The organism is Streptomyces sp. YIM 130001 (assembly GCF_003574445.1).
Lineage (GTDB): Bacteria > Actinomycetota > Actinomycetes > Streptomycetales > Streptomycetaceae > Streptomyces.
Genome location: NZ_KZ984575.1, coordinates 1 through 25,991 on the forward strand (window position 1 = coordinate 1; position 25,991 = coordinate 25,991).

A 25,991-nucleotide genomic window follows, 5' to 3' on the forward strand; every position below is an offset into this window, starting at 1 on the left:
GCGGCGGGTGAGATGGGTGAGGATGACCCCGTTGGCGAACGTCGTGCGTTCGGCGACGTCGAAGGTGGTGGGGTCGAAGGCGCCGTCGACCACCGGGATTCCGGCGCCGGCGATGACCGGGTAGGTCTTGATCAGCAGCTCGTCGATCTCGGGCAACACGGCACCCGCGAGCCGGCCGCCGCCGCAGAGCCAGATGTCGAGCCCGGACCCGGCTTCGCGCTTGAGTGCGCGGACCAGGTCGAGCGGGCCGCTCGGCACGACGGTGACCGCCGGGTCGGTGTCCGGCGCGAGGGTGCCGGACACGACGTACTGGCGCAGGTGCGCGTACGGGCTGGTGACCCCGTTGTCGAGGGAGAGGCGGTAGGTGCTCCGGCCCATGACGACGGTGTCGAAGCGGCGATCGGGGACCTCGGCGAGGCCGGCGGCCGCGCGGTAGGCGGTCGGGACGGTGTCCGGGTAGAGCGCGTTCACCCAGGTCGCGTAGGCGGTGGCCTGCTGCTCGTCGCCCTGCGGGAAGAAGTCGAACTCACCGCCGGGGCCGGCGATCCGGCCGTCGAGCGAGGCGGCGATGTAGTACACGAGCCTTCGCATCACACGTACTCCCCACACGTAGTACTCTGCTTGAAGTGGTTTGAACGTAGTACTACACCTGGAGTGGTGTCAATGGTGAGACGGAACGACCAGCGGCGCGCGGCCCTCGTGGACGCGGGCATCGAAGTGCTGGCCCGAGAAGGCGCGCGCGGCCTGACCTTCCGGGCCGTGGACGCGGAGGCGGGCGTGCCCGCAGGCACCGCGTCGAACTACTTCGCCAGCCGCGACGACCTGCTGACCCAGATCGGCGCCCGGGTGTACGAGCGGCTTCAGCCCGACGAGGCCACGGTCGCCCGCCAACGCGCCGCCGGCCACGACCGGGAGGCGTATGCCGCGCTGATGCGTGAACTCGTCGGCCACATCGCCTCGTTCCGCACCGGCTACCTCGCCCTGCTCGAACTCCGCCTGGAGTCCACACGCCGCCCGGAACTGCGCAAGGTCCTGACCGAACGCGTCCGTGCCGACGTCGACGCCAACGTCGCCCACCACGAGTCCTCCGGTCTCCCCGGCGATGCCACGGCCGTCAAACTCCTGATGCTGACGCTGAATTGGCTGATCGTGGAGCAGCTCACCCTGCCGGACGTCTTCACGGAGACAGAGCGCGAGGAACTGGTGACGGCGGCGGTCGAGCGCATCGTGGCGGCGGACTAGGAGGCCGGTCCCTGCCGCGGATAAGGAGACGCGGGCGCGCGGGACGAAGAGATCCTCGGGCATGTTTATGGACGGGCGGGCGGGCGGCCCGGGTCGCGGGCCGTCGGCACTGTCGCCCGCCACCACGAGCCGGTCCTGCTGCCCGTTCGGACCGGCCACCACCGGCGCCGCACCGTGCCGCCGGGCCCGCACGCCCGGTCCCGGGCTCCCACCGCCCTCCGCCTGGGCGCCGCGTCCGGATCAACTGCCCGTCACAGCACGGTGATTGCGCGATGTCACCGAGTCGCGCGAGTTCCGCCATGTGCCGTGCTGAGTCGATTGGCGGTACGTGACCCGCCGCGCGGGAAGCGGGCAGGGAAGCCGCGGCTACGTGGTCCGGCCCCGGGCCACCGTGATCAGGACCGGCGCCGATGTTCCGGTGGATCCGCGGAGGGCGTCGGCGAAGAGCTCCGTGGTCCAGGCGGCGACGTCCGCCGACCACTCTCGTACCCGGCAACGGAAGGACATGGCCGGGCGCATGCCCTCGGCCTGCACCTGCCCGGCGAGAGGGCGGGCGAGACCGTCCGCCACCGCGCCGGCCGCGTGCTTGACCGTCTCGACGGCCATGACGTCGTGACCGCGCTCCACGACGGCATCGCGCACCTCCGCGGCGCGGCCGCTCAGCCCGGCCGACGAACGCGACGACACGGTGACCGCGAGTTCCTCCGCGCCGTCAGGGTCGGCGAGGGCGAACCAGTCGGCCATCATGGCCAGTTCGAAGCGTGAGTCGCCTGCCACGCGGAGCGGGACGAGAGCGTGTGCGCCCGTGAGGTGCACGGTTCCGACACGGTGCAGCGCGTCGTTCAGGACCGTGACCGCCGGGAGCAGCGGCAGACGGGGGCCACGCGGCCTCACCTTCTTGCCCGTCGCGGTCCTGACCGTCGGCAGGGAACCGCGATTCGGCAAGGTGGCCTGGAGCCAGGCCAGTTGACGATTCTCGCCGTCCTCGCCCCAGTCGCCGCCCGCGTCGTTGTGATCCCAGACGGTGCCCTCCGGCGCGCCGGAGACATCCGTGTTGCTCCAGCCGTACGCCGCCGCCCGCTTCACCGCGAGGCTGAACACGTCCTCGTCGAGATCGAATTCGCGGCTGACGCGGTCGATCCACGGATACCGGTGCAGTACCCCGTGCAGTCCCACGATGAGTGTCGTGTCGGCACCTGTCATGGTCGTTCTCCTCGTGAGGCGGGTCAGGCGGGTCAGGCGGGTCAGGCGGCGGTGCGAGCGGGCGGCGGGTCAGGCCGTCAGACGGCGCACTTCACCTTCACGGCCTTGGTGTACACCTTCTCCGGGCTGTCGGCGACGCCGACGATGTCGACGTCGATCTTCGTACGCCACATCCTGGGCTTGGAGTTGCTGCACTTCTTGCGGGCGACGGCCCGACGGGCGCTTCCACCGCCGGACTTGACCGTCTTCGCACCCTTGGACACCGCGTGCCACTTGCCGCCGGTGCTCTTCATCTCGAGCCAGATGGTCACCTTGGCCTTGGTGCCCGGACCGTTGATCTTGATCCACCAGGCGTGCGCCGACGCCGTACGGGGCGGGGTGCTGGAGACATGGACGCGGTCGCCGTTGGTGACGAACGCGCCGGCGGACGGGGCGGCCGAGGCGGGGGCGGCGAGACCGCCGACCAGGAGGGCGGCCGCAGCGGCCGAGGTGATGAGTATCCGCGCACGCACGAGGAGGGTTCCTTCCGGAGTCGAAGCGCCACACGGGCGCAGGAGAGTCGCCCGGGGGCATCACCTCACGCAGGGAATCCGGCAAGAGCAGTACGCGCTCACGGTGCGGGCGCCGTCCTTTCGGACAGCTCCGCACTTCGCCCCCGACATGGGAATTTCAAGATCAACACCCACGAACAGGGAGAACAGTAGAGCGAGATCCAATTCGGGTCAACGGCGGTCATCCGCCCGCGGACCGGGCTGCTCCGCACGTCCGGTCGCGGCGTCGGCCAGGGTCCGGCGCAGGTGCGTGAGGCGGGCGATCTCCGCGTCGAGGGCGGCCAGTCGGGCGGCCACGACGTCGCTGAACTGCCCTTGCCGAGATGGGCAGTCGGGGCCGAGGGAGCCCTCCGAGCCGGCATCGGCGAGGGAGTCGAGCCGGTGGATGCGGCGGCGTACGTCCTCCAGGGTGAGCCCCAGGGCGAGGAGGTCGCGAATGACCCGGATGCGCGCCAACTCGGCCGGACCGTACTTGCGTTGGCCCGACGTGGTGCGTGGCGGCGGCGGAAGCAGACCACGGGCCTCGTACAGGCGCAGCGCGCGAGGCGTCGCGCCGACCGCCACCGCCGCCTCGCCGATCCGCACACGCACAGGCATCCGCGCCTCCAGCCCTCCGCCCCGCCGGACCTATACGACCACCACCGTCGCCCCGAAGGTGCGGCCCGCGATCAGCTGGGGCAACGCCTGCGCCGCGCGCTCCATTCCGCGCACCGCGGTGTACGGGAAGCGGATCTCCCCCGCCCGCAACCACCTGCCGAAGCGCGACTCCCACTCGGCCTCCACGTCCGGGTGATCCGCCCCGGAGTAGCCGGCCATCTGGATTCCCCTGGTCACCAGCCGGTACGTATCGAGCAGTGCCGGTGCGCTACCGCCCGCGCGATCCGGCGCCAACTGGCCTTCCAGGGCGCCCACGAGGGCGAACCGGGCACCCCTGTTGGCGCCGTCGACCGCGGCGGCCAGCTGTTCGCCGCCCACGGTGTCCAGGACGACGTCGACGCCCTCCGGCGCTGATTCGGCGAGCCGGGTGGCGATCGGGCCCGCGCCGCGAAGGACGGTCGCGTCGTATCCGAGTTCCCGCTCGAGGCGCCGGGCCTTGTCCGGCGAACTCGTACTCCCGATCACCCGTGCCGCCCCGAGGAGCCGGGCGATCTGGCCGGCCAGAGAGCCGACGGCGCCGGCCGCGCCCGTCACGAACACGGTGTCGCCCGGGCGGACTTGAGCCAGCCGGGTCAGTGCGCCGTACGCTGACCCCTGCGCGAGGTGGGCGACCGGGTCGGGCAGCGTGCCGTCGAGCGGTCTGCACTCGGCTGCCGTGAGCGTGGCCCAGTCCCGCCAGCCCTGCATATGGAGCACCAACTGCCCCTTCTCCAGCGGGACTTCCGACGACGAAGGCACTTCGACCACCTCGCCGACCGCAGGCCCGAAGAGGACATCACCCGGGTGCAGCGGCGGCAGCGGGACGTCGCGGGTCTCGCCGCCAATGAGCGTGCGCAGGCCCGGGAAGACGAGGAAATGCGTGTTGCGCACGAGGACTTGGCCGGGTCCGGGCCGCGGCACCGGGGTCCGCCGAACAGCGAAATCCTCCGGGGCCGGCAGCCCGACAGGGCGACGGACGAGGTGTACTCGCCGGCATGCGGCGCGATGCGTCTCAGTCATGGAGGGACGCTAGAGCTTGACCCGCGGGTCAGGGTCAAGGAGCCATCGGCGCCGCGGCCGCGTCGTGCGCCGCCCGCGCCTCGCTGATGTCCGCCCGGTGGCGTTCCGCCCAGCCGACGACCCCCGACAGCGTGGCGTGCAGCTCGTGGTCCATGGGCGTGAGGCTGTACTCCACCTTGGGCGGGACGGTCGGGTAGACGGTCCGTACGAGCAGTCCGTCGCGCTCCAGCCTGCGCAGGTTCAGGGTGAGCATGCGGCGGCTGATGCCGACGATCGTTCGTTCCAGCTCGGTGAAACGGATCGGCCCCTGCGCCGCCGCGACGATGATCCCGATGCTCCACTTGCCCGCAACGCGGTCGAGTACCTCGGTCAGCGGACACGCCTCGTGGCTGATCCGGTCGGACACGTCACCGCCGCTTCGCACGGACACGTCGACGCCGCTCCGCACAGGCACATCACCACCAGCCCCGTCGGGCGACTTTCCACCGCCGCGCTCGGATCCACCGCCGCTGACCTGGTCGGACACATGCATGTGACTGCGTGACACGAAAGTGCCTCCTTCCGCTCCCGAACTCACCGATCCCACAAGCGAGTCCGAGCCCCCGCCGGCGCCCTCACCCGCCGCCGGACCCGCTCCGCGACCCCGGCGATAGAGTGCCCGGAAGGGACCATGAGCGGGCGACGAAAGAGCAGGTCAATGGGGCAATCGGTGATCGCGGGACTGGATGCCCTGCGCGGTGGACTGGGCGACTTCTACCGGGACCTGCACCGGCACCCGGAACTGTCCCTGCAGGAGACGCGGACGGCCGGCCTGCTCGCCGGGCGGCTGCGGGACGCCGGGTTCGACGAGGTGGCCGAGCAGGTCGGCGGGACCGGAGTGGTCGGCGTCCTGCGCAACGGCGACGGGCCCGTCGTGATGCTCCGCGCCGACTTCGACGCGCTGCCCGTCGAGGAGCGGACCGACCTGCCCTACGCCAGCACCGCGCGGTCCCTGGACCACGAGGGACGGGACGTCCCCGTGATGCACGCGTGCGGGCACGACATGCACGCGGCCTGCCTGGTGGGCGCGGCGACGCTGTTCGCTCAGGCGCGGGAGGCCTGGTCGGGGACGCTGCTCGTGGTGTTCCAGCCCGCCGAAGAGCTCGTCATGGGCGCCCGCGCCATGGTCGCCGACGGGCTCTTCGAGCGCTTCCCGAAGCCCGGGATCGTGCTCGGCCAGCACGTGGGACCGCTGCCCGCGGGGTTCATCGCGTACGGCACGGGCCCGGTGATGGCGGCCTCCGACTCGCTCGACATCACCCTGTACGGCCGCGGCGGTCACGGCTCGCGGCCCGAGGCGGCCATCGACCCCGTCCTGATGGCGGCCAACGTCGTCACGCGGCTCCAGGGCATTGTCGCCCGCGAGGTCCCGCCGTCCGAGACAGCGGTCGTCACCGTGGGCCGACTGCAGTCCGGCACGAAGGACAACATCATCCCGGACACGGCGGAACTCGGGGTCAACATCCGCTCGTACACCGCGCAGACCCGCGACCTGGTGCGCGCCGCGATCGAGCGGATCGTCCGTGCGGAGGCCGCGGCCAGTGGCGCCGAGCGCGAGCCGGACTTCCGCTGGTTCGGGCACGCGCCTGCGCTGGTCAGTGAGCCGGACGCGACCGAGAGCGTGCGGGCCGCGTTCACCGAGCACTTCGGCGAGCTGCGCATCCAGCCGCTGCCGCCGGTCAACGCCAGTGAGGACGTGGGGGTGTTCGGGGAGGCGCTGGGGGTGCCGACCGTCTTCTGGTTCTGGGGCGGGCTCGAGGCGGAGCCGACGGTCACCGCGTTCCTCGAGGGACGTGCCGACCAACTCCCCGGCAACCACTCCCCGTTCTTCGCCCCGGTCGTCGAACCCACGCTCAGCACCGGCGTCGAGGCGCTCGTCGTCGCCGCGCAGCACTGCCTCACGGGCCGCCTCTGATGCCGCCCACGGCCACCCGGTACCTCCATGTCGTACGGCACGGCGAGGCGCGGCCGGACGAGACCGGGCTGACGGACCAAGGGCTTCGGCAGGCCGAACTCCTCGGCAGGCGCCTGCGGGACGTGCCGTTCGCCGCCGTGCATCACGGCCCGCTGCCGAGGGCCGCGGAGTCCGCCCGCGCCATCGCCGCGCAGCTGCAGGAAGTCCACCCGGACGTCCCGGTGTACGCGTCGGAGCCGGCCGGCGACTACGTACCGTACGTGCCGGACCGCACCGAACTGCCCCCGGATTCAGCCGACTTGTTTCTCCGCTTCGTCGCCGGCACCCCCCAGGAGGAACGGCTGCGGGGCCCTGAACTGGCCCGTCGGGCCCTCGGCCTGTTCACCGGCCCTGTGGACGGTGACACGGACCGGCACGAACTGGTCGTCACCCACAACTTCCTCGCCGCCTGGCTGGTCCGCGACGCCATGCACGCACCGCACTGGCGCTGGCTCGGCCTCAACCACGCCAACGCGGCGCTCACCGTCATCAGTTACCCACCCGACCGCCCGGCCACCGTCCTCACCCTCAACGACATGCGGCACCTGCCCGCCGACCTGCGCTGGACCGGCTTCCCGGACGAGCTCCGCGAGGCGCGCTGGTGAGGACCGGCCGCACCAGCGGCCCCCGCTACGGGAGGAGTCGGTGGCGGGCCGCAGCCGCGACCGCTCCCGAACGGGTGCGGACGCCCAACTTGGTGTACACGCGGGCGAGATGAGTCTTCACCGTGCCCTCGCTGAGGAAGAGGACGCGGGCGATCTCGCGGTTGCCGAGGCCCTCTGCGAGGCGGGCGAGGATCTCGAGTTCGCGGGTGGTGAGGGAGGGTCCGGGGGCGCGCAGCCGGGAGACGACACGGTCGGCCACCGATCCGGAGAGCACGGTACGGCCGGCCGCGGCGTCCCGTACGGCGGCGAAGAGGCGTTCCGGCGGCTCGGCCTTGAGCAGGTAGCCGGTGGCGCCCGCGGCGACGGCGCGCCCGATGTCGGCATCGGTGTCGAACATGGTGAGTACGAGGACCTGCGGGGGCGGTGCGCCGTCCGGGGCGGCGTCGCGCGAGGCCAGTCGTCGAGTGGCGGTGACGCCGTCGATGCCGGTGCCCAGCTGGAGGTCCATGAGCACCACGTCGGGGCGCAGGGCGGCCGCCATGTCGAGGGCCTCCTCACCGCTGCCGGCCTCCCCGACGACGTCGATGCCGTCGGTGCTGGCGAGCAGGGCACGCAGCCCGGCGCGTACGACCGCGTGGTCGTCGCAGAGCAGCACTCGGACCGGGCCGGGACCGGGGCCGGCTCCGGGACCGGGACCGGGACCGGGACCGGGACCGGGACCGGGACCGGAGGCGAAGGCGGGGCCGGATCCGGAGACGGCGGCGGAGTCGGTGGCGGAGGTCTTGTCGGAGATCTTGTCCGAGGCCTTGTCGGAGATCTTGTCGGAGGCCTTGTCGGACGCTGAGGTCACGGCGTCTCCCGTTCCGCGCCGGGAGCGGGACGCCCGACCGTACCGACTCCGTCGCCTGCGCACCCGGTGCCGTACGGCACCGACACGGACACCACCGTTCCCTCGCCCGGTGTCGAGTCGACGGTGAGGGTTCCGCCCGCCTGACGGGCACGCGTGCGCATACCGCCGAGGCCCTGCCCGCGGCCCGCCGTACGACCGCGGCGCGGCGGGTGGCCGAGGTCGAAGCCGCGGCCGTCGTCGGCTATGTCCACGGTGGTCCGGTCCTCCAAGCAGGTCAGGGTGACGACGGCCCGGGTCGCTCCGGCATGCTCCCGCGCGTTCGCCAACGCCTGCTGGGTCACCCGGAGCAGCGCCGTCTCGACGGGCCCGGGCAGCGTACCCGCGACGCCCGGCTCGGCGTCCAGCCGGAACTCGACGGCCGGACCGGGCGCGCCCTGCCGTTCGGCGAGCGCACGCAGTGCCTGGACGAGGGAGGCGTCGGCGAGGTCGAGCGGAGTCAGGTCCCGGACGAACCGGCGCACCTCGGCCAGGCCCCGGTCCGCGGTCGCCGCCGCGTCCCGTACGTGCGAGTGCGCGGTGTCCGGGTCGGTGTGCCAATGGCGTTCGGCGGCCTGGAGGAGCATCTGCTGACTGGACAGGCTCTGGGCGAGGATGTCGTGGATCTCCGCGGACAGCCGCTGGCGCTCGGCGAGGATGCCGGCGTGCCGTTCGGTGGCAGCCAGTTCACCGCGGGCGCGCACCAGGTCGTCGATCAGTACGCGCTGGCGGCCGGTCAGCCGCCTGCTGTGGACGAGTACGGCCGTGGCGACGGTGCCGAGAGCCACCGGGGCGATCACCAGGTTCGGGTTGAACCCGCCGGTGGACACCCGGATCTCGGAGGCGACCACCAGCACCACCAGACCGGCCGCCAGGGACATCGCCATCCGTACCGGCAGCCGGTGCAGCCCGGTGAAGAGCACCGGCATGGTGCACCAGGTGGCGCTCGGTTCGAGCGCGAGCAGCAGCAGCCAGAGGCCGAGCACCGCGGCGAGCCAGCACAGGTGCCGGGGGGTGGGGCGTTCGCCGAGGCGGGGCGAGGGGGCGGTCAGCCGGCCGAGCAGGTAGACGGCGCCGAAGGCGAGGAACAGGACGAGCACCCACCCGGTGTGCGCGCCGTCGGCGGGGCCGTGCGTCAGGAGGCGGGCGACCGCGCCGCCGAGGAGCAGCACGAAGGCGGCGTCCAGGGCCGCGGTCAGCCAGCGCGCGTCGGGGTCGGGCTCCGTGCCGTCTCGGGCCACCGCGTCCCCATCGTGTAGTTCCGGGCGCGGGTCGCCTTCCGGACCCGGGCCGATCCCCGGAGGCGACCCGATCTCCGGCTGCGCGCCGGCCGCCCCCGCTCCTTCACGTATACAAGCGTGCTCCATGCCGTACATCATCCGATCGGCCTGCATCGGCATGACCCGGCGGGGCTGTACGGGGCGGCCGGGCACCGGACGTGCGGGAGCGCTCGCGCCGTGAGACTTCTGGAGACACGGCCCCTACGGAGATCGAGCCAGCCATGCCGAAGAAGCTCACGGCCAACCGCGCCTCCCTCACCCACCGCGTGACCTACGCCCTGCGCAACCCCGGCCGGGTGCCGCGCCACCTGCGCCGCACCGCCCGCGACGCCTGGCTGCGGCACCGCTCGACCGACCACATCGCCTACTACCGGGCGGTGATGCGCTCCGACACCCGGCGCGACCCGGACCTGGCCGTGGGCGGCCGCAGCCGGGAGCGCTGGCTGGCGCTCGGGCAGATGCAGTTCGACTACCTGACGGGCCACGGCCTGCGCCCCGAGCACCGGCTCCTGGAGATCGGCTGCGGCAACCTGCGGGCCGGCTGGCGGTTCATCGAGTACCTGGAACCCGGCCACTACTACGGCGTCGACATCTCCCCCGACATCCTGTTCGCCGCGCAGGACACCCTCCGCGACCAGGGGCTGCAGGAACGGCTGCCGGCACTGACGCCGGTGCGCGATCTACGGCTGCAGTTCCTGCCGGACGGCGCCTTCGACGTGGTGCACGCGCACAGCGTGTTCTCGCACTCGCCGCTGTCGGTGATCGAGGAGTGCTTCGCCCACATAGGCCGCATCCTGGCGCCCGGCGGCTGGTTCGACTTCACCTTCGACCGCACCGAGGGCGAGGAGCACCAGGTACTGCACGAGGACTTCTACTACCGCACCGAAACCCTCACCGCCCTCGCCGCCCGGCACGGCCTCACGGCCCACTTCATGGACGACTGGGAGGCCCTGCCCCACGGCCAGTCCAAGATCCGGATCACTGCGGGGTGAGGTGAACGGTTCCGGGCGCGGCGCCGGCCTCAATGGCACATCGGCCACGGGGGACCCTTTCAGCGCTCCCCGGGGAGGACCCCCAGCCCTTTCGCCATCACGCGCTCCCTCGTGACTCCGTCGGGCAGGACGTCTCCGGGCTCCCCCATGTCGACGAAGCCGTGGCGTCGGTACAGGGCGGCGGCAGTGTCGTTGTCCGGGAGTACGGCGAGTCTCAGCGTCGTGGCACCCGATGTACGCGCCCAGGACTCGACGGCCGCGATCAGGCGATCACCCACGCCGCGGCCGCGGGCGCGCGGATCGACCCAGAGCGAACGGAGTTCGCAGGTGCCGCCGGCGCCGGGCAGGCCGGCGACCATACCGACGGGGTGATCGTCGAGAACCGCGACGAGGTTGTGGGCGGCGGGCATGGCCAGTCGCTCGCGCCAGCGGTGTTCGCCGCCGTGGGGCCAGTCCTGGAGACGGGCTTTGAAGGCGTGCGGTGATTCGGCGAGAGCGGCCAGGCGGACTTCTCGCCACAAGGTCCAGTCGGCCTCGGTGACCACGCGGAGGCGCACCGGGGAACCTGGACGTACTTCCGTCGCACGCATCACGACCCCGTGGTGCCGTCCGCCAGTTCCCGCAGGATGTCCAAGTGGCCGTTGTGGCGGGCGGTTTCCTCGATCATGTGCAGGAGGATCCAGCCGAGGGTGACGTGCGTGCCGTCGCGGATCGGGTGCTTCGCGGTGGCGTCCAGGCCGGCGGCGGCGATGATCGCGTCGTGGCGGGCCGCAGCGGCCTCGTACTCGGCGATGACCTCCGCGAGCGGGAGCTGCGCACCGAGCCGCAGCTCGCGGTCGGGATCGTCATCGGTCCAGGGGCCGACGTCCGGCTCCCCGAGGAAGATCACCTCGAACCACCAATGCTCCACCCACCGCAGGTGGTTGACGATCCCACCCACGGTCGTCAACGGCGACCCCGGCAACGGCGCCGCCGACGCCCCCTCGGCCGCAAGCCCCTCACACTTGGCGACGGCGGTCGCCCGCGCGTAACCGAGCATCGTGGTCAGCAGGGACCGCTCATCGAAGGCGGCAGGCATATCGGTACGCGATGTCGGCATCCGGCGATGATGGCACCGGCGCCCGGCCGGGGACAGCGAATAACCCGGCGCTCAGCCGTCGAGCATGCGGAAGTCCTCGAACGAGAAGCCGGGCGACACGATGCAGCTGACGAGCACCTCGTCGTCCCCGGCAGGTTCCGCACGCTGCCAGACGCCGGGCGGTACGACGGCCTGCAGCACCTGGCCCCGTTCGAGGTCCGGACCCAGGACCAGCCTGGACGGCTGACCACTCGGCGTGTGACCCGACCCGCCGAGATCCAGGTGGAGCGGCCCTCCGCTGTGCCACAGCCAGAGCTCCGCGGAACGCACCGTGTGCCACCGCGACTCCTCACCGGGCGGCAGCAGGAAGTGGATGGCCGTGGCACTCGGCCGACCACCCGGATACCCCTCGGGATGCACGGTGACCTCGCTGCGCCACGTCTCCCGGTACCAGCCGCCCTCGGGGTGCGGCGACAGATCGAGGGCCGCGGCGGTCGCCGGCCGGTCACTCGTCGCACGGTCACCGCGCGGGGAGCTTTCGCTGTCCATGAAGACCTCACCTTCGGCCGAGCTACGGCACACCTGCCGGGAAGGGCACCCGCCCATCCCGCTCCGTCCCGTTCCATCCAAGGATGCACCGGATCACGGGTGGTGGAAGTGCCGTGCGGCGGACGGCGGCGCGGACCGCAGGCGAAGGGCGCCGCGAGAGGATCTCTCCGCGGCGCCCTTCGTGGTTCACAGCACCGGGGCGGACTTCGCGCTCACCCCGACCACCGGCTCAGAGGAACGAGTTGACCTGGATGGTCTCGTCGCGGCCCGGGCCCACGCCGATCGCCGAGATCGGTGCGCCGGACATCTCCTCGAGGGACTTCACGTACGCCTGCGCGTTCTTCGGCAGGTCGGCGAACGTCTTCGCCTTGGTGATGTCCTCGGACCAGCCCGGCAGGTACTCGTACACCGGCTTCGCGTGGTGGAAGTCGGTCTGGTTGTACGGGAGTTCGTCGACGCGCTTGCCGTCGATCTCGTACGCCACGCAGACCGGGATCTGCTCCCAGCCGGTGAGCACGTCGAGCTTGGTGAGGAAGAAGTCGGTGAGGCCGTTGACCCGGGTCGCGTAGCGGGCGATGACCGCGTCGAACCAGCCGCAGCGCCGGTCGCGCCCGGTGGTCACACCGCGCTCGCCGCCGATCCGGCGCAGCGCCTCGCCGTCCTCGTCGAACAGTTCGGTGGGGAACGGTCCGGCGCCCACGCGCGTGGTGTACGCCTTCAGGATGCCGATGACCCGGCTGATCTTCGTCGGGCCCACGCCCGCGCCCGTGCAGGCGCCGCCCGCGGTCGGGTTCGACGAGGTGACGAAGGGATACGTGCCGTGGTCGACGTCGAGCAACGTGCCCTGACCGCCCTCGAAGAGGACGACCTTGCCCGCGTCGACGGCGTCGTTCAGGACGAGCGTGGTGTCCGCGACGTACGGCCGGAGCTCCTCGGCGTACTGAAGCATCTCCTCGACGATCTGCGGCGCCTCGATCGCGCGCCGGTTGAAGACCTTCGCCAGGAGCTGGTTCTTGGTCTCGAGCGCGGCCTCGACCTTCTGCTCCAGGATCGACTCGTCGTAGAGGTCCTGGACGCGGATGCCCACGCGGTTGATCTTGTCGGCGTACGTCGGGCCGATGCCACGGCCCGTGGTGCCGATCCTGCGCTTGCCGAGGAACCGCTCCGTCACCTTGTCCATCGTGACGTTGTACGGAGTGATCAGGTGGGCGTTACCGCTGATCAGGAGCTTGGACGTGTCGACACCGCGGTCGTTCAGCCCGCTCAGCTCGGAGAGCAGGACGGCCGGGTCGACGACGACTCCGTTCCCGATCACCGGGGTGCACCCCGGTGAGAGGATTCCGGAAGGGAGGAGATGCAGCGCGTACTTCTGGTCGCCCACGACGACCGTGTGGCCGGCGTTGTTGCCGCCCTGGTAGCGCACTACGTAGTCCACGGATCCACCGAGCAGGTCGGTGGCCTTTCCCTTGCCCTCGTCACCCCACTGAGCACCGAGCAGCACAAGTGCGGGCACAGGCGTACACCCCTTCCGGGTGGGGCATGTCCAAGGTCAGAGGCTTGGTTCTGTTCGCCTCGGCGACCGCCGTTGGCCGCATTACCCGTCGGACCGGTGCCCCGGAATAGACGAAGCCCCTGGCGCAATAGCGCAAGGGGCTCTTGCACAAAGATGCTACCCGAGGAAGGACCGAGGTGTCGGCTCCAGAGTCCGCCGCTCAGCGCCCGCAGAGTGCAGAACCGGGTGAAAGGGGCACACAGCCGGGCGAACGGCCCGGCGCCCGCCCTCTCCTGGTCGTCGTCGACCCGAGCGCACGCAGCAAGGACGGGGAGTCCGTACGGATCGCGAAGGATGTGCTGTCCGCGGGCACCACGTCGGTCAAGGTCTGCCTGCCCGACGGGCCGGAGGAATTCGCGCGCGCCCTGGCCCGCAGGGGTGCGCGCCGCCCGGTCGTGATCGGCGACGACCGTGCGCTGCTGCGCGCCGTGACCCACCTGCACCGCGAGCGGGATCTCGAGGATGCGGCGCTCTCGGTGGTGCCGGTGGGTGCGTCGACCGAGCTCGTACGGGGCTTCGGAGTGCCGGCCGGGGCGGTGGAGGCGGCCCGGGCGGTGCTCGACGGGCTGCCGCACAGGCTCGACCTGCTCGTGGACGACAGCGACGGCGTGGTCCTCGGTGACCTGCGGCTTCCGGTACATCCGGGCGACGAGCGGGACGGGGCGTCGGGCGACGGGGACGGCGGCCGCGGGACCGGCGATGACCCGTGGTGGGCGCCGCCGCTCAGGACCTGCCAGTCCCTGTTCCAGTCCCTCGCCGCTCGTACGCCGGTGCGCGGCGGCCTCGACGGGGTGCCGCCCGCGCGGCTGCGGGTGGAGGCGGACGGGGAGACACTCGTCGATCTGGACCGGCCCGTCGGGCTCGTGTCGGTCACCGCGGGCGGTGCCCGGAGCGGTTTCGCCCGTATCGAGGTGCGGGCGGCGGGTCCTGGATCGCAGGACCCGGTGGCCCACGCGATCGCACGTTCCCTGACGATCTCGGGCGCCGACTTCCGCTACCGGGCTGACATGGTCACGGCGGGTCCGGTCCGCCGCCGTACGTGGACGGTCCGGCCCCAGGCGTGGATGCTGACGCTGCCTCGGGGGTGAGGGAGCGTCGAACGTGCGCGAGAGCCGCGGCCGGGTGCCGCAGAAGCTCGGGGTGCCGCAGAAGCTCGGGGTGCCTCGGAAGGCGCGGACGCCTCACAGCGTGGACGGCACGATCACGCAGGTCGGTCGGGGAGTGGCGGAGGCGGCGTTCTGGTCGCGGACGACGCTGACGCCGCGGCCGGCCTCGAACTGGGCGAGTTCCTCCGGGAGCCGGTACCGGGTCTCCGTCAGCTCCGTGCCGTCCTCGGTGTGCACGGTGACCACCGTCTCCCAGAAGTCGCCGTGGCGGTGGGCCCCGACGGCGACGGAGGCGACCTCGGCCGCCTCCGGCTGCGACGCGGGAGGGGCCGGCGTGCGAGGGACGGAGCCCGTGCCGGAGGACCGCGCGTCCTCGGGCCGCGCGTCCTCGGGCCGCGCGTCCTCGGGCTGCGGGTCGCCCAGGGCGCGTTCGGCCTCCGTACGCAGAGTCATCAGGGTCGACGGGTCGTGCTGCGGCTCGATCCGTACGAGGTGCTTCAACCCGGGGTAACGGCGGAAGCCGAACAGCATGCCGGGCTCGATCGGACAGGCGGATTCCGTCGGGAACTGCTGCAGACCGTGGACGAGGGGGCCGGTCGCATCGCCGAGGGGGCGCGCGATGACGCGGACGTCATGCATGCCGCTCGCACACCCCTCGCCCCAGCTGACAATGTCGAGTCCGACGACGCAGGCCGCCTCCAGCGGGGTGTCGGGGACCTCACGTTCGCGTCCGTCGTCCCGCTGGACGGAGCTGAAGGTTCCGAACAGGAGCAACAAGAGGAGCGCGCCGACCGGCGTCCACCACGTCCAGTCGAGTTCGGTGGTGACCGCCGCCAGGGCCGCGACGCCGGTGGCGGTGACCGTGAGCAGGGACAAGGGGAGGGTGATGCGTCGGCGGGCCCGCAGCCGGCGGACGTACCCGGCGTGCCGGGCGAGCATCCAGGCGTCCGGAGGACCAGGATCCGGTGCGGCTGCCGGGACACCGGGCGGCCGGGAAGTTCCGGGGACGCGTTCCGTGGTCATCTCAGTACCACGTGGGCCACAGAACCCACCGTCCACAAGGCGGTCCGTCGGTCGCTTCCCGCGCGGATCCCCTCGTCCGCCGCGTCGTCACCCGGGCGACGAGGGCCTGTCCGCTGTGCCGGGCGGTGGCAATCTCCTCCGGGCGCAGAAACCCCCGCACCGTGGAGCTCTCCGGATCGTCGGGGTGCGGGCCGATGGCGGGCGGACGAGGCAAGGGGTCCTCCACACCCTCGTGCAGGACCCGTTCCCTCGCCCTCGCCTTGGAGAGCTGACGCAGCACCTTCGGGTCGACGCCGAGGTTCTCGGCGTGCAGTTCCTCCGAGGGGACGACCGGGCCGACGATGAGCTCGACCTCGACATGTCCCGCCCGCACCCGGCCCGTTGGGCGCAGCGCCGTCAGCCGCACCCGTTCCGGCGTGGCGTTCAGGAGTACGTCGTACTCCTCGGCGTTCAGGAGGCCGAGCCGACTGCGGTGGTCGAGGAGAAGGCGACGGGTTCGGGCGGAGGAAATGACCTCGGGCAGTGTGTCCGCGGGGGCGGGGCTCGCCGCCAACAGCGTGTACCTGCCGGCGCGCACGTTGTTGCCGTCGCCGACCGTCCCGTCCTCGCGGTACTCCGAACCATCGGGCCACCTCAGCCGTAGCCTCGCCCGGGCCGGGCCGCCCTCGCCGTCGCCGGTACCGCCGGTGACCTCGACGATCTCACCGACCACCACCACCCCTTCGGCCCGGCTCCCGCCTTCCTCGGACGTCGACCGCCACCCCGGGATCTGCTCCGGGGCGGACTGCCAGGGCACCATCCGCCGCCGGAGGTAGTGGGCCGGATCGTGCGGGACGGGCAGCTCGTGACGGTGCCGCCACCGGGAGAAGGACTCTGCCCACGCGAACAGGGTGAGCAGCGCGATAGCCACGCTGATGCAGAGCGGCACGACGAGATCGACCGCGAGGGACCCGGTGGTCATGCGCCTCACTGTGCCAGGCACCTGCATGGGCATGCCATGCAGGTGCAGGACATCATCCCGGCCTCCGCTCCCGGTGCGCTTCCTGCAACGGCGTTCCCCACCCGGTGCCTTGGTGTTTCCCGCCCGGCTCCGACCGTGGTCGAGCAGACTGCTCCGTATGACGACTCCCGTGACCACGCCCCCGGAACCGCTCCGCTCCCTCGCCCGCACCCGGGCCTCGCTCGACGGCGAGGAGGTCACGTACTGGTGGTCCGGAGACGTGTACTCCTGGGGTCCCGACGAACCGTACGAGCGCATCTTCGGCTTCGAAGGGATCAACGTCGCCCGGCTCGTCCAGGACGCCGACGCCGGACCGGACGCGTATCAACTGCTCACCCGTGAGGCCGCCTTCTACCTCGACCCGGCCACCCGCGAGATCCTGGAGACCTGGCAGGACCTGCCGGTGGTGCACGTCTGGAACGACCCGGCGAACCAGAAGTGGCGTCCCTTCCCCGTACCGACGACCGAACTCGGCGACCAGGTCTGCTTCAGCCTGGAGATCCCGCTCTCCTACCCGTCGCCGCTGCCGGTGGCCGAGTATCCGGAGCACTCGGCCGGGGACACGTACAAGGCCCTGGAGCTCTTCCAGTTCTTCGCACACCGCGCGGATCTGGCGGGGCCGGAGGCCGGCGTGCCGGCGACCATGTCGTGGACGCGGATGTCCCCGTGGCTCCCGTGGATGGCGCGCGGCCGGCAGCCCGGTGGTCTCACCTATCACTGCCGGGGCCGCAAACTCGGCAGCTACGCGGAGGTGCCGGAGCGCACCCGCGCCTACATCGCCGAGCACCGTCCGGAGTTCGCGCACGCCCCGGAGCAGTGGAGCGCGCCGAACGAGACCAGTTGGACGTACTTCCGCAAGCTCCACCCGCCGAAGTAGCCGACCGGGCCGGGGGGTTCGCGAGGACGGGGTGGCCCGATAGGTTGCCCGCATGCCTTCTGTGCTTGTCGTCGGCTACGACCCGCATGCGATCCCCGGCATGGACGCTGAGGCTCTCGACGCCGCTTTCGAGGCGGAGTTGGCCCGATTCGGCGACCACGGCATCGACGTGGGCTCGGCGCTCGTGGTGTTCGACGGGACGGCCGAACCCACCCTCGTCGCGGCGCTGGACCGGCGTCCGTGGGACGTGGTCGTCATCGGCGGCGGGATCCGCAAGACCGAACAACTCCACCCGCTCTTCGAGCAGATCGTGAACCTGATCCGCCGCCACGCACCCCAGGCGGCGATCGCGTTCAACACCAGCATCAAAGACAGCGTCGAGGCCGCGCAGCGTTGGCTCTGAGCGCAGACCGCCATCGGGCAAGTCCCGCTGTCCGTACGGCAGTCGCTCTCGACGTGGCCGCTCCGGGCTAGGGCTTGGCCGCGTCGCCGAAGAGTTCCTCGCGGCGGATGCGCCAGCGGGCCAGGAGGCCGCCCATCTCGGCCTCGATGAACTCGAAGAACGCCAGCGTCTCGGCCAGGCGGCTGCCGGCGGGGGTCGTGCCGCCGAGGCTGTGGACGCCCTCGCGCAGGGCCGCCTCCCAGTTCTTCAGGACGGTGTCGCGATTGGCGAGCGCCTCGTACCACTGGTCGCTGTGCACGCGGTAGCGGTCGCGGCGGGAGCCGGGCTCGCGCTCGCGGGAGACCATGTGCTGCTGGGAGAGGTAGCGCACGGCGCCGGACACGGCGGCGGGGCTGATCTTGAGCTGCTCGCCGAGCTCGGCCGAGGTCAGGCTGCCGGAGTCGGAGGCGAGCAGGGCGGCGAAGATGCGGGACGCCATGCGTGGCAGACCGGCCTCGACGAGGCGTGCGGCGAACCGCTCGACGAACTGCGCGACCGCCTCGGCGTCCCGGCCCGAAGCCGCTGACAGCGGCGCCCCCGCTTTGTCGTGCGCGGCCACCCCTCGGGCGTGCTGCTGATCGGACTCCGCCGTGCGGGTGCCGTCCTCGGCCATTCCCGGATCATCTCCCCTGTTCATCGCTATCGCGGTCGAGTTTATACGCTTCCTTAACTTCACAAGTTTGTGAATACAGCGTACTTTCAAAAACATGACCAAGGCCATCACCGTCGCCGGACTGCACAAGTCGTTCGGCCGCACCCACGCACTGGACGGTCTCGACCTCGACGTCGAGACCGGCGAGGTCCACGGCTTCCTCGGCCCGAACGGGGCGGGCAAGTCCACCACCATCCGCGTACTGCTCGGCCTGCTCCGCGCGGACTCCGGCGCGGCCCAGCTGCTCGGCAAGGACCCCTGGCACCAGGCGGTCGAGCTCCACCGCCGCCTCGCCTACGTACCCGGCGACGTCGAGCTGTGGCCGAGCCTCACCGGCGGCGAGGCGATCGACCTCCTGTCCCGGCTGCGCGGCGGCGTCGACACCCGGCGCCGCGACGCACTCGTCGAGCGCTTCGACCTGACCCGACGAAGAAGGGCCGCGCCTACTCCAAGGGCAACCGGCAGAAGGTGGCGATCGTCGCCGCCCTCGCCTCCGACGCCGAACTGCTGCTCCTGGACGAGCCCACGGCCGGCCTCGACCCGCTGATGGAGGTCGTCTTCCAGGACGTGATCCTGGAGGCCAAGCGGGCAGGCCGGACCGTGCTGCTCTCCAGCCACATCCTGGCCCAGGTGGAGAAGCTCTGTGACCGCGTCAGCATCGTCCGGCTCGGCCGCACCGTGCAGTCGGGCACGCTGAGCGAGATGCGGCACCTGACCCGTACCACCGTCGAGGCCGAGACCGAACGGCCCGCGGACGAACTCGGCGCGCTGCCCGGCGTGCATCACCTGCAGATGGAGAACGGACGGGTCCGCTTCGCCGTCGACGGCGCTCACCTGGATGCGGCCGTCCGCGCCTTGTCCGGCTTCGGCATCCGGAGCCTGGTCAGCCACCCACCGACCCTCGAAGAACTGATGCTCCGCCACTACGGCGACGAACTCTCCGCGAACGGCCACAAGAGCAGCGACGGCGGCGACGGCGGCGACAGCGACAGCGCGGCTGGAGACGGGCGCGGGGGCAGGAGCGGCGAGCCGTCCGGGGCAGGCGTGCCCACTGCGGGCGGCGGCAAGAGCGCCGAGAGCAGCGGGGACGACGGCACGGACGGCACGGACGGCACGGACGGCACGGACGGCACGGACGGCACGGACGGCACGGACGGCACGGACGGCACGGACGGCACGGACGGCACGGACGGCACGGACGGCACGGACGGCACGGACGGCACGGACGGCACGGACGGCACGGACGGCACGGACGGCACGGACGGCACGGAGGGCACGGACGGCACGGAGGGTGCTCCGGCAGGCGAACTCCCCAGCCGTGCCACCGGCCTGGCCGCCGACCGGCCCTCCACCCGGCCTTCCGCCCAACCCTCCGACTCCTCCCCCGAGGCCGCCCGATGAGTGCCGCTACCGCCCCCACCACGCGCACGTCCGCACCCGCCGGGCAGGGGCCCGTGCCCGGCGGGAACGCCCTGGCCGGGACGCGCACCCTGATCCGCTTCAACCTGCGCCGCGACCGGGTGCGACTGCCCGCCTGGATCCTGGCCCTGTTCCTCGGCACCCTCGCCGCGACGAGCGAGTACACCACCCTCTACGCCGAACCCGAGGACCGCGCCTCCGTCGTCTCCACCCTCGACAGCCCGGCCGGACTCGCCATGACCGGCCCGCGTCACTATCTCGACGACTACAACTTCGGCGCCATGCTCAGCCACCAGACGCTCGGCTTCATGGCCGTCCTGGTCGGCCTGATGAGCGTGCTGGTCGTCACCCGGCACACCCGCGGCGAGGAGGAGACCGACCGCGCCGAACTCGTCCGCTCCACCGTCGTCGGACGGCACGCCCATCTCGCCGCCGCCCTGATCGTGGCGGTCCTCGCCAACCTCGTCCTCGGCGCACTGCTCGCCGCCGGGCTGCCCTCCCTCGGCCTCGACTCCATCGACGCCGGCGGCTCGCTGCTCTTCGGCTGCGCCTACGCCGCCATCGGCATCACCTTCGCCGCCGTCGCCGCCGTGACCGCGCAGATCACCGCCCAGACCCGCGGCGCCTCCGGCATGGCCCTCGCCGTCATCGGCGTCACCTACGTACTGCGGGCCGCCGGGGACGCGGGCGGCAACGGCGCCCTGTCCTGGCTCTCCCCCATCGGCTGGATCCAGCGCACCTACCCCTACGTGGACAACACCTGGTGGCCGCTCGCCCTCTGCCTCCTGATCTCGGTGCTCGCCGGCGCGGCCGGATTCGTACTCTCCACGCGGCGCGACGTCGGCGCGGGACTCAAGGCATCGAAGCTCGGCTCCCCGACCGCCTCGGACGCGCTGACCCGGCCGTTCGGCTTCGCGCTCCGACTGCACCTCGGCATGCTCACCGGCTTCGGCGCCGGACTGTTCCTGATGGGCGCGATGTACGGGTCGATCCTGGGCGACGCCGAGGACATGCTGAAGAACGTCGACCAGATCCAGGACGCCCTGGACAAGATCGGCGGCACCAGCGTCGCCGAGTCGTTCGCCTCGATGGTGATGGTGGTGATCTCGGTGGTCGCCGCGGTGTACGTGGTGATGGCCGCGCTGCGGCCACGCACCGAGGAGACCGCCGGCCGCGCCGAACCTCTGCTCGCCACCGGCCTGTCCCGCACCCGCTGGGTCGGCAGCCATCTCGCCGTCACCCTCCTCGGCGGCACGGCGCTGCTCGCACTCTCCGGACTCGGCTTCGGTCTCGCGGGTGCGGCAGCCGCCTCCGACGCGACCCTGATCCCCAAGCTCGTCGGCGCCGCGCTGGCGTACGCACCCGCCCTGTGGGTGACCGCCGGTGTCGCGGTCGTCCTCTTCGGCTGGCTGCCGCGGGCGAGCGCGGCCGCCTGGGCGGTACCGGTGTACGCCTTCGTCGTCGGATATCTCGGTGAACTCCTCCAGTTCCCCTCGTGGATGAGCAACATCTCGCCGTTCGGCCACGTCCCCCAGTTGCCCGCCGCGGACATGGACTGGACCCCGCTCCTGCTCCTCACTCTCATCGCCGCCGCACTCATCCAGCTCGGCCTGACCGGCTTCCGCCGACGGGACCTCGAGACCAAGTAGAGCTCTCCGCCGCCGTCCGGACGTGAAGTCCCCGGGCCGCCCTCGCGCACCGGTTCGACGTGGTGCGGGCGTCCCGGAACCTCCGAGGCCGTCACCCGCGTCCCCGTGGCCATGGGAATCGGCACGCGACCACCGGCGCAGGACGGCGGCATACGGCAGTCCGCCGGGCACGAGGAACGGCGCCGCGTCCGGACCACCCGCGTCACGGGCGGGCTGCTCGCGATCGTGGGCGCACTGGCCGCGCTGTACGTGTGGGTCGTGTCGCGGCGTACGGACGTCCACCTCGGGGGCGGGTTCGAGGGGGAGGGCGAGGATCTGTCCGTGCTGTGGACCGAGCTGCCGCTCGTGGTCCTCGCCGGTGCATTGGTCCCGGCCGGCGCCTGGCTCCTGGCGCGGCGGGTGCTGCCGCTGCGCGCACGCCCCGCAGCCGGCCTCCTGGTCGCGGCCGCTGTCGCCCTCGCCGGCGCTGCCCTCCTCCTGTGGGGCCTGGACGCCTGGACGTCCACCGGAGCCTCCACCCGGCCGGAAGGCCCGTAACCCCGGCCCGCTCCGAGCGCCCAGGTCCACACCCGACCGTGAACTCCCCCCAGGCCCCGATGAGTCAGAGCTCCACGGGCAGCTCGGCGAAGCCGCGTATGACGTATCCGGGTTTGCGGGGCGGGGGGTCCGTGGCGAGGCGCAGGCCGGGCGCCTGCGCCAGCAACTCGCGGAAGACCGCTGCCAGTTCGATACGGGCCAGCGGGGCTCCCAGGCAGTAGTGGATGCCTCCGCCCAGGGACACGTGCGGGTTGACCGGGCGGGTCACGTCGAAGGTGTCCGGGGCGTCGAAGGCGTTCTCGTCGCGGTTGGCCGAGCCGAAGAGGAGGGCGACCTCCGAGCCGCGCGGGAGGACGGTGCCGGCGATCTCGATGTCCTCCAGGACCCAGCGCTCGAAGAGATGCAGCGGGGTGTCGTAGCGCATGATCTCTTCCACAGCTGTGGACAGCAGGGACGGATCGGCGCGCAGGGCGGCCAGTTGACCGGGGTGGCGGTGGAGGGCGAGCCAGCCGTTCCCCGTGGTGTTGACCGTGGCCTCGTGGCCCGCGTTGAGCAGGAGGACGCAGGTGGAGATCATCTCCTGCTCGGAGAGCCGGTCGCCCTCGTCGTGCGCGGCGATCAGCGCCGAGACGAGGTCCTCGCCCGGCTCCTTGCGGCGCTCGGCGATCAACTCCTGGAGATAAGCGGTGAATTCGAGCGAGGCACGGACGGCTCGGGCGGCCGTGTCCTCGGACGGGTTCAGCTCGTACATCCCGCAGATGTCCGCCGACCAGGGGCGCAGTGGTGCCCGGTCGCCTTCCGGGATGCCCAGCATCTCGGCGATCACGGCGACCGGGAGCGGCTCGGCGATCCGGGCCACCAGGTCCCCGCCGCCGTCCGCCACGAGCCCCGCGACCAGCCGGGCGGCGAGCCCGTCCACGTACCCCCGCAGGCCCTCGACCGTGCGCGGGGTGAAGGCCTTGGAGACCAGGCGCCGGATCCGGGTGTGGCGGGGGGCCTCCAGGTCCAGCAGGCCGTTGTCGTTGAGGAGGTGGAAGGGCTCGTGGTCCGGCGGGGGCGGAGTGCGGCCGAACTCGTCGTGCGTATACCGGTGCAGGTAGGTGCGGCCGAGGCGGCGGTCGCGCAGGAGCGCGGTCACGTCCTCGTGCCGGGGCACCAGCCACTGGCGGGTCGGCTCGTACCGATGCAGCCTCCCGGCCGCCCGCAGCTCGGCGTACGCCGGATACGGGTCGGCGGTGAACTCCGGTGCTCCGGGCCGGAAAACGGCCTCCACGTCAAGGCCGCGCCCCCTGCCGCCCCCGGATCCCGCACTCCCGCGCTCCGCCATGTCCGTCATGGTGCCGCCCTCCTTCGCCGACGGACACCAGCTTGTCCGCAGCTCGCACACGGAAGCGATAGTTCCGCGATCACGCCACCCCAAAGAGTGACGGAGAGTGATATTCCGGCACTGTGGGGCGGCCCACACCAACCCGGAGTGACCGACCGCGCGTGCCGCCCCCGTCCCGACCGCCGTCAGCCCGGAGTGACCAACCGCGCCTCGTACGCGAACACAGCGGCCTGAGTCCGGTCCCGCAGCCCCAACTTGACCAGGACCCGCGACACATGGGTCTTGACCGTGGACTCGGCCACGACCAGGTGCTCGGCGATCTCCCCGTTCGAAAGCCCCTGCGCGACCAGCACGAGCACCTCGGTCTCGCGCTCCGTGAGATCCCCGACCCGAGCCTGCACCGGCGCCTTCACGCCCGTCGCCGCCAGCTTCGAGAACTCGGCGATCAGCCGCTTGGTGACCGTCGGCGCGAGCAGCGCCTCGCCGTCGGCGACGAGCCGTACGCCGTCCGCGAGCTGCCGCGCCGACGCGTCCTTGAGCAGGAAACCGGAAGCCCCCGCGCGCAACGCCTCGTACACGTACTCGTCCAGGTCGAAGGTGGTCAGGACGAGCACCTTGGTCCCGGCGTCGGAGGCGACGATGGCGCGGGTCGCCTCGATGCCGTTCATCTCCGGCATCCGGATGTCCATCAGGACCACGTCCGGGCGGAGTTCGGCGACCCGGTCGACCGCCTCACGGCCGTTGACCGCCTCGCCGGCCACCTCGATGTCCGGCATCGCGTTCAGCAGGACGGAGAAGCCCTCACGGACCATGCTCTGGTCGTCCGCGACCAACACCCGGATCGTCATGCCCCGCCCTCGTCTTCCACGCGCTCGCCTTCGCCGTCACCCGGGACGCCGCGCTCTCCCCCGTCGGCCACCGCCACCGGCAGGAACACCGCCACCTCGTACCCCCCGTCGTCCAGGCCCTCCGCCGTCATCTCACCGCCCAGCATCGACACCCGCTCCCGCATCCCCGTCAGCCCGTGCCCGGCCCCCGGCGACGGGGGAACCTCAGCCGTCGGCGGACCGTTCACCACGCGCAGCCCGAGCCCGCCCAGCACGTAGGCCACCTCCACCTGCGCCGTCGCACCCGGCGCGTGCCGCATCGCATTGCTGAGCGCCTCCTGCACGATGCGGTACGCGGACAGCCCGACGCCCTGCGGCAGTTCACGCACCGCACCGGTGACCGTCTGCTGCACCGTCAGCCCCGTGTCACGGACGTTCGCGAGCAGCGCGTCCAGGTCGGCGAGCGTCGGCTGCGGCGCGTCCGGCGCCTCGTAGTCCTCCGCGCGGACGACACCGAGCACCCGGCGCAGCTCGGCGAGCGCGGCGACCGCGTTCTCCCGGATCGTGGCGAACGCCTGCGCCAGCTCGGGCGGCGGGTTCTCCACCCGGTACGGCGCCGCCTCGGCCTGGATCGCCACCACGGACATGTGGTGCGCGACGACATCGTGCAGCTCGCGGGCGATCGTCGTGCGCTCCTCGAGCAGGAAGCGCTTCGAACGCTCGGCCCGGGTGACCTCCTCCTTGGCGACGACCTCCCGCTCCTTCGCCGCCACCTCCTGCTCCTTGGCCGCCACCTCGAGACGCGCCGAGGTCCAGCCGTGCACCAGGAGCGCACCCGACAGGAGCAGGGCGGACGCCACCCCCATCCCGACGATCTCGTCCGCCCCGTCCTCGCCCGTCACCCAGGCGACCACGATTCCGGACACCACGGTGAGCACCCACATCTCGCCGGCGATCCGGGGCCCGGAGAAACGCAGCACCACCTGCACGATCACCACCAGATGGGCGACGAACCCGGCGACCGACCAGGGATACGTCGCCTCCCAGCCCCCCACCCACGTGGCCGCCAGGAGCGCCATGGTCCCCAGCGAGATCCAGAAGGCCCCCACCGGACGGAACAGGCTGAGCACCACGGGGAACGCCGTGAACACCGCGACGCCCGCCTGCTCCCCGGCGGTGGACTGCCACGACCCGCCCGTGATGCCCAACAGGAACACCAAGGCGGCCAGCGCGAGCACCACGGCGTGCGGCAGCCAGCGCGCCGATCGCCGCCACCTGTCGGGTATCCGGCGCAGCACCCGGGACTCGCCCTCGACCAGTGGCGGCAGCGGCCGGAAGACGAAGGCTCCGGTGACCAGGTCGGCCTGCAGGGAGCCCAGCGCATTGCGCAGCATGCGGCCCTCCGTGTGGAGGCCCTTGGCCGCCGCGCCGGGATCTGCGGAGCGCGGGGCACCGGTCGAGCCGGGCGGGGGACTTGAGGCGTTCGCGGTCTCGTTCACACCCAGAACGGTAGGGGGAACCACCGGAGCGGTCGTCACCAGCGAG

General features: G+C 72.1%; 27 protein-coding genes and 1 pseudogene. 10 read left to right on the forward strand and 18 right to left on the reverse strand.

Annotated elements, in window-relative coordinates; all coding sequences use genetic code 11:
* A partial coding sequence (locus tag DSC45_RS33255; RefSeq protein ID WP_119295757.1) for a dihydrofolate reductase family protein occupies positions 1-591 on the reverse strand: 591 nt, incomplete at its 3' end.
* Positions 592-663: 72 nt separating this feature from the next.
* Between DSC45_RS33255 and DSC45_RS33260 the strand changes: the two genes are divergently transcribed.
* A complete protein-coding gene (locus tag DSC45_RS33260; protein ID WP_119295758.1) occupies positions 664-1,242 on the forward strand; it encodes a TetR/AcrR family transcriptional regulator in 579 nt (192 codons plus the stop codon).
* 366 nt (positions 1,243-1,608) lie between these two features.
* Here DSC45_RS33260 and DSC45_RS33265 read toward each other — a convergent pair whose 3' ends face one another.
* The 5 genes from DSC45_RS33265 to DSC45_RS33285 all read right to left on the reverse strand — a co-directional run bounded on the left by DSC45_RS33265 (position 1,609) and on the right by DSC45_RS33285 (position 5,058).
* Positions 1,609-2,445, reverse strand: a complete 837-nt coding sequence (locus DSC45_RS33265) for a hypothetical protein (protein ID WP_119295759.1) — start codon at positions 2,443-2,445, stop codon at positions 1,609-1,611.
* A 77-nt stretch (positions 2,446-2,522) separates the two neighbouring features.
* The gene (locus DSC45_RS33270) at positions 2,523-2,957 is read right to left on the reverse strand and encodes a hypothetical protein (protein WP_119295760.1); all 435 of its coding nucleotides are present in this window, start codon (positions 2,955-2,957) and stop codon (positions 2,523-2,525) included.
* A 210-nt stretch (positions 2,958-3,167) separates the two neighbouring features.
* Positions 3,168-3,593 carry a MerR family transcriptional regulator gene (locus DSC45_RS33275; protein ID WP_346426698.1) on the reverse strand — a complete coding sequence of 142 codons (426 nt, stop codon included), beginning with the start codon at positions 3,591-3,593 and terminating at the stop codon, positions 3,168-3,170.
* A gap of 30 nt (positions 3,594-3,623) precedes the next feature.
* A complete protein-coding gene (locus DSC45_RS33280) occupies positions 3,624-4,652 on the reverse strand; it encodes an MDR family NADP-dependent oxidoreductase (RefSeq protein ID WP_119295761.1) in 1,029 nt (342 codons plus the stop codon).
* A gap of 34 nt (positions 4,653-4,686) precedes the next feature.
* Positions 4,687-5,058 carry a winged helix-turn-helix transcriptional regulator gene (locus tag DSC45_RS33285; RefSeq protein ID WP_119295809.1) on the reverse strand — a complete coding sequence of 124 codons (372 nt, stop codon included), beginning with the start codon at positions 5,056-5,058 and terminating at the stop codon, positions 4,687-4,689.
* 291 nt (positions 5,059-5,349) lie between these two features.
* Here DSC45_RS33285 and DSC45_RS33290 point away from each other — a divergent pair, with 291 nt between their 5' ends.
* Complete coding sequence (locus DSC45_RS33290) at positions 5,350-6,606, forward strand: amidohydrolase (protein ID WP_119295762.1); 1,257 nt, start codon at positions 5,350-5,352, stop codon at positions 6,604-6,606.
* Positions 6,606-7,250, forward strand: coding sequence for a histidine phosphatase family protein (locus DSC45_RS33295; RefSeq protein WP_119295763.1), 645 nt, complete (start codon positions 6,606-6,608; stop codon positions 7,248-7,250). Before DSC45_RS33290 ends, DSC45_RS33295 begins: the two co-directional genes overlap by 1 nt.
* A 25-nt stretch (positions 7,251-7,275) precedes the next feature.
* Here DSC45_RS33295 and DSC45_RS33300 read toward each other — a convergent pair whose 3' ends face one another.
* Together DSC45_RS33300 and DSC45_RS33305 are read right to left on the reverse strand one after the other, a co-directional pair.
* Positions 7,276-7,905: a response regulator gene (locus tag DSC45_RS33300; RefSeq protein WP_205571487.1), complete on the reverse strand. Its 630-nt coding sequence runs from the start codon at positions 7,903-7,905 to the stop codon at positions 7,276-7,278.
* Positions 7,906-8,096: 191 nt separating this feature from the next.
* Positions 8,097-9,377, reverse strand: coding sequence for a sensor histidine kinase (locus DSC45_RS33305; protein WP_119295764.1), 1,281 nt, complete (start codon positions 9,375-9,377; stop codon positions 8,097-8,099).
* Positions 9,378-9,637: 260 nt separating this feature from the next.
* Between DSC45_RS33305 and DSC45_RS33310 the strand changes: the two genes are divergently transcribed.
* Positions 9,638-10,408, forward strand: a complete 771-nt coding sequence (locus DSC45_RS33310) for a class I SAM-dependent methyltransferase (protein WP_119295765.1) — start codon at positions 9,638-9,640, stop codon at positions 10,406-10,408.
* Positions 10,409-10,467: 59 nt separating this feature from the next.
* Here DSC45_RS33310 and DSC45_RS33315 read toward each other — a convergent pair whose 3' ends face one another.
* From DSC45_RS33315 to DSC45_RS33330, 4 genes are all read right to left on the reverse strand, one after another.
* Complete coding sequence (locus tag DSC45_RS33315; RefSeq protein ID WP_240434990.1) at positions 10,468-10,965, reverse strand: GNAT family N-acetyltransferase; 498 nt, start codon at positions 10,963-10,965, stop codon at positions 10,468-10,470.
* 32 nt (positions 10,966-10,997) lie between these two features.
* Complete coding sequence (locus DSC45_RS33320; RefSeq protein ID WP_119295767.1) at positions 10,998-11,507, reverse strand: DinB family protein; 510 nt, start codon at positions 11,505-11,507, stop codon at positions 10,998-11,000.
* 51 nt (positions 11,508-11,558) lie between these two features.
* Positions 11,559-12,035: a cupin domain-containing protein gene (locus tag DSC45_RS33325; protein WP_119295768.1), complete on the reverse strand. Its 477-nt coding sequence runs from the start codon at positions 12,033-12,035 to the stop codon at positions 11,559-11,561.
* Positions 12,036-12,264: 229 nt separating this feature from the next.
* On the reverse strand, positions 12,265-13,548 hold the full coding sequence (locus DSC45_RS33330) for an adenylosuccinate synthase (RefSeq protein WP_119295769.1): 1,284 nt from the start codon (positions 13,546-13,548) through the stop codon (positions 12,265-12,267).
* Between the two features lie 272 nt (positions 13,549-13,820).
* On the opposite strand from DSC45_RS33330, the gene DSC45_RS33335 reads away from it, so the two are divergent.
* Complete coding sequence (locus tag DSC45_RS33335; RefSeq protein ID WP_240434994.1) at positions 13,821-14,675, forward strand: diacylglycerol kinase; 855 nt, start codon at positions 13,821-13,823, stop codon at positions 14,673-14,675.
* Positions 14,676-14,768: 93 nt separating this feature from the next.
* On the opposite strand, the gene DSC45_RS33340 is transcribed toward DSC45_RS33335, so the two are convergent.
* Both DSC45_RS33340 and DSC45_RS33345 read right to left on the reverse strand, forming a co-directional pair.
* A complete protein-coding gene (locus DSC45_RS33340; protein WP_162929417.1) occupies positions 14,769-15,716 on the reverse strand; it encodes a hypothetical protein in 948 nt (315 codons plus the stop codon).
* A gap of 1 nt (position 15,717) precedes the next feature.
* Positions 15,718-16,677 carry a hypothetical protein gene (locus tag DSC45_RS33345; protein ID WP_119295772.1) on the reverse strand — a complete coding sequence of 320 codons (960 nt, stop codon included), beginning with the start codon at positions 16,675-16,677 and terminating at the stop codon, positions 15,718-15,720.
* Positions 16,678-16,846: 169 nt separating this feature from the next.
* Between DSC45_RS33345 and DSC45_RS33350 the strand changes: the two genes are divergently transcribed.
* Complete coding sequence (locus DSC45_RS33350) at positions 16,847-17,593, forward strand: DUF1838 family protein (RefSeq protein ID WP_119295811.1); 747 nt, start codon at positions 16,847-16,849, stop codon at positions 17,591-17,593.
* A gap of 52 nt (positions 17,594-17,645) precedes the next feature.
* Complete coding sequence (locus tag DSC45_RS33355; protein WP_119295773.1) at positions 17,646-17,996, forward strand: hypothetical protein; 351 nt, start codon at positions 17,646-17,648, stop codon at positions 17,994-17,996.
* A gap of 67 nt (positions 17,997-18,063) precedes the next feature.
* On the opposite strand, the gene DSC45_RS33360 is transcribed toward DSC45_RS33355, so the two are convergent.
* Positions 18,064-18,672 carry a GbsR/MarR family transcriptional regulator gene (locus DSC45_RS33360; protein WP_119295774.1) on the reverse strand — a complete coding sequence of 203 codons (609 nt, stop codon included), beginning with the start codon at positions 18,670-18,672 and terminating at the stop codon, positions 18,064-18,066.
* A gap of 70 nt (positions 18,673-18,742) precedes the next feature.
* Between DSC45_RS33360 and DSC45_RS33365 the strand changes: the two are divergent.
* The 3 genes and pseudogenes from DSC45_RS33365 to DSC45_RS33375 all read left to right on the forward strand — a co-directional run.
* Positions 18,743-19,641, forward strand: a pseudogene (locus tag DSC45_RS33365) (ABC transporter ATP-binding protein); the annotation flags it as partial.
* A gap of 443 nt (positions 19,642-20,084) precedes the next feature.
* Positions 20,085-21,755, forward strand: a complete 1,671-nt coding sequence (locus DSC45_RS33370; protein WP_119295775.1) for an ABC transporter permease — start codon at positions 20,085-20,087, stop codon at positions 21,753-21,755.
* A 111-nt stretch (positions 21,756-21,866) separates the two neighbouring features.
* Positions 21,867-22,292, forward strand: a complete 426-nt coding sequence (locus DSC45_RS33375; protein WP_240434995.1) for a hypothetical protein — start codon at positions 21,867-21,869, stop codon at positions 22,290-22,292.
* Positions 22,293-22,356: 64 nt separating this feature from the next.
* Here the strand turns inward: DSC45_RS33375 and DSC45_RS33380 are convergent, their stop codons facing one another.
* The 3 genes from DSC45_RS33380 to DSC45_RS33390 all read right to left on the reverse strand — a co-directional run bounded on the left by DSC45_RS33380 (position 22,357) and on the right by DSC45_RS33390 (position 25,840).
* Positions 22,357-23,565 carry a cytochrome P450 gene (locus DSC45_RS33380; protein ID WP_240434996.1) on the reverse strand — a complete coding sequence of 403 codons (1,209 nt, stop codon included), beginning with the start codon at positions 23,563-23,565 and terminating at the stop codon, positions 22,357-22,359.
* A 239-nt stretch (positions 23,566-23,804) separates the two neighbouring features.
* On the reverse strand, positions 23,805-24,467 hold the full coding sequence (locus DSC45_RS33385; RefSeq protein ID WP_119295776.1) for a response regulator: 663 nt from the start codon (positions 24,465-24,467) through the stop codon (positions 23,805-23,807).
* The gene (locus DSC45_RS33390) at positions 24,464-25,840 is read right to left on the reverse strand and encodes a sensor histidine kinase (RefSeq protein WP_119295777.1); all 1,377 of its coding nucleotides are present in this window, start codon (positions 25,838-25,840) and stop codon (positions 24,464-24,466) included. The genes DSC45_RS33385 and DSC45_RS33390 overlap by 4 nt, the downstream gene beginning before the upstream one ends.
* Positions 25,841-25,991 lie beyond the last annotated feature (151 nt).

Coding starts and splice junctions, on each gene's coding strand:
- DSC45_RS33260 (WP_119295758.1), top strand. CDS start 664: ATGGTGAGACGGAACGACCAGCGGCGCGCGGCCCTCGTGGACGCGGGC.
- DSC45_RS33265 (WP_119295759.1), bottom strand. CDS start 2,445: ATGACAGGTGCCGACACGACACTCATCGTGGGACTGCACGGGGTACTG.
- DSC45_RS33275 (WP_346426698.1), bottom strand. CDS start 3,593: ATGCCTGTGCGTGTGCGGATCGGCGAGGCGGCGGTGGCGGTCGGCGCG.
- DSC45_RS33280 (WP_119295761.1), bottom strand. CDS start 4,652: ATGACTGAGACGCATCGCGCCGCATGCCGGCGAGTACACCTCGTCCGT.
- DSC45_RS33290 (WP_119295762.1), top strand. CDS start 5,350: ATGGGGCAATCGGTGATCGCGGGACTGGATGCCCTGCGCGGTGGACTG.
- DSC45_RS33295 (WP_119295763.1), top strand. CDS start 6,606: ATGCCGCCCACGGCCACCCGGTACCTCCATGTCGTACGGCACGGCGAG.
- DSC45_RS33310 (WP_119295765.1), top strand. CDS start 9,638: ATGCCGAAGAAGCTCACGGCCAACCGCGCCTCCCTCACCCACCGCGTG.
- DSC45_RS33320 (WP_119295767.1), bottom strand. CDS start 11,507: ATGCCGACATCGCGTACCGATATGCCTGCCGCCTTCGATGAGCGGTCC.
- DSC45_RS33325 (WP_119295768.1), bottom strand. CDS start 12,035: ATGGACAGCGAAAGCTCCCCGCGCGGTGACCGTGCGACGAGTGACCGG.
- DSC45_RS33340 (WP_162929417.1), bottom strand. CDS start 15,716: ATGACCACGGAACGCGTCCCCGGAACTTCCCGGCCGCCCGGTGTCCCG.
- DSC45_RS33345 (WP_119295772.1), bottom strand. CDS start 16,677: ATGACCACCGGGTCCCTCGCGGTCGATCTCGTCGTGCCGCTCTGCATC.
- DSC45_RS33355 (WP_119295773.1), top strand. CDS start 17,646: ATGCCTTCTGTGCTTGTCGTCGGCTACGACCCGCATGCGATCCCCGGC.
- DSC45_RS33360 (WP_119295774.1), bottom strand. CDS start 18,672: ATGAACAGGGGAGATGATCCGGGAATGGCCGAGGACGGCACCCGCACG.
- DSC45_RS33370 (WP_119295775.1), top strand. CDS start 20,085: ATGAGTGCCGCTACCGCCCCCACCACGCGCACGTCCGCACCCGCCGGG.
- DSC45_RS33375 (WP_240434995.1), top strand. CDS start 21,867: ATGGGAATCGGCACGCGACCACCGGCGCAGGACGGCGGCATACGGCAG.
- DSC45_RS33385 (WP_119295776.1), bottom strand. CDS start 24,467: ATGACGATCCGGGTGTTGGTCGCGGACGACCAGAGCATGGTCCGTGAG.
- DSC45_RS33390 (WP_119295777.1), bottom strand. CDS start 25,840: ATGCTGCGCAATGCGCTGGGCTCCCTGCAGGCCGACCTGGTCACCGGA.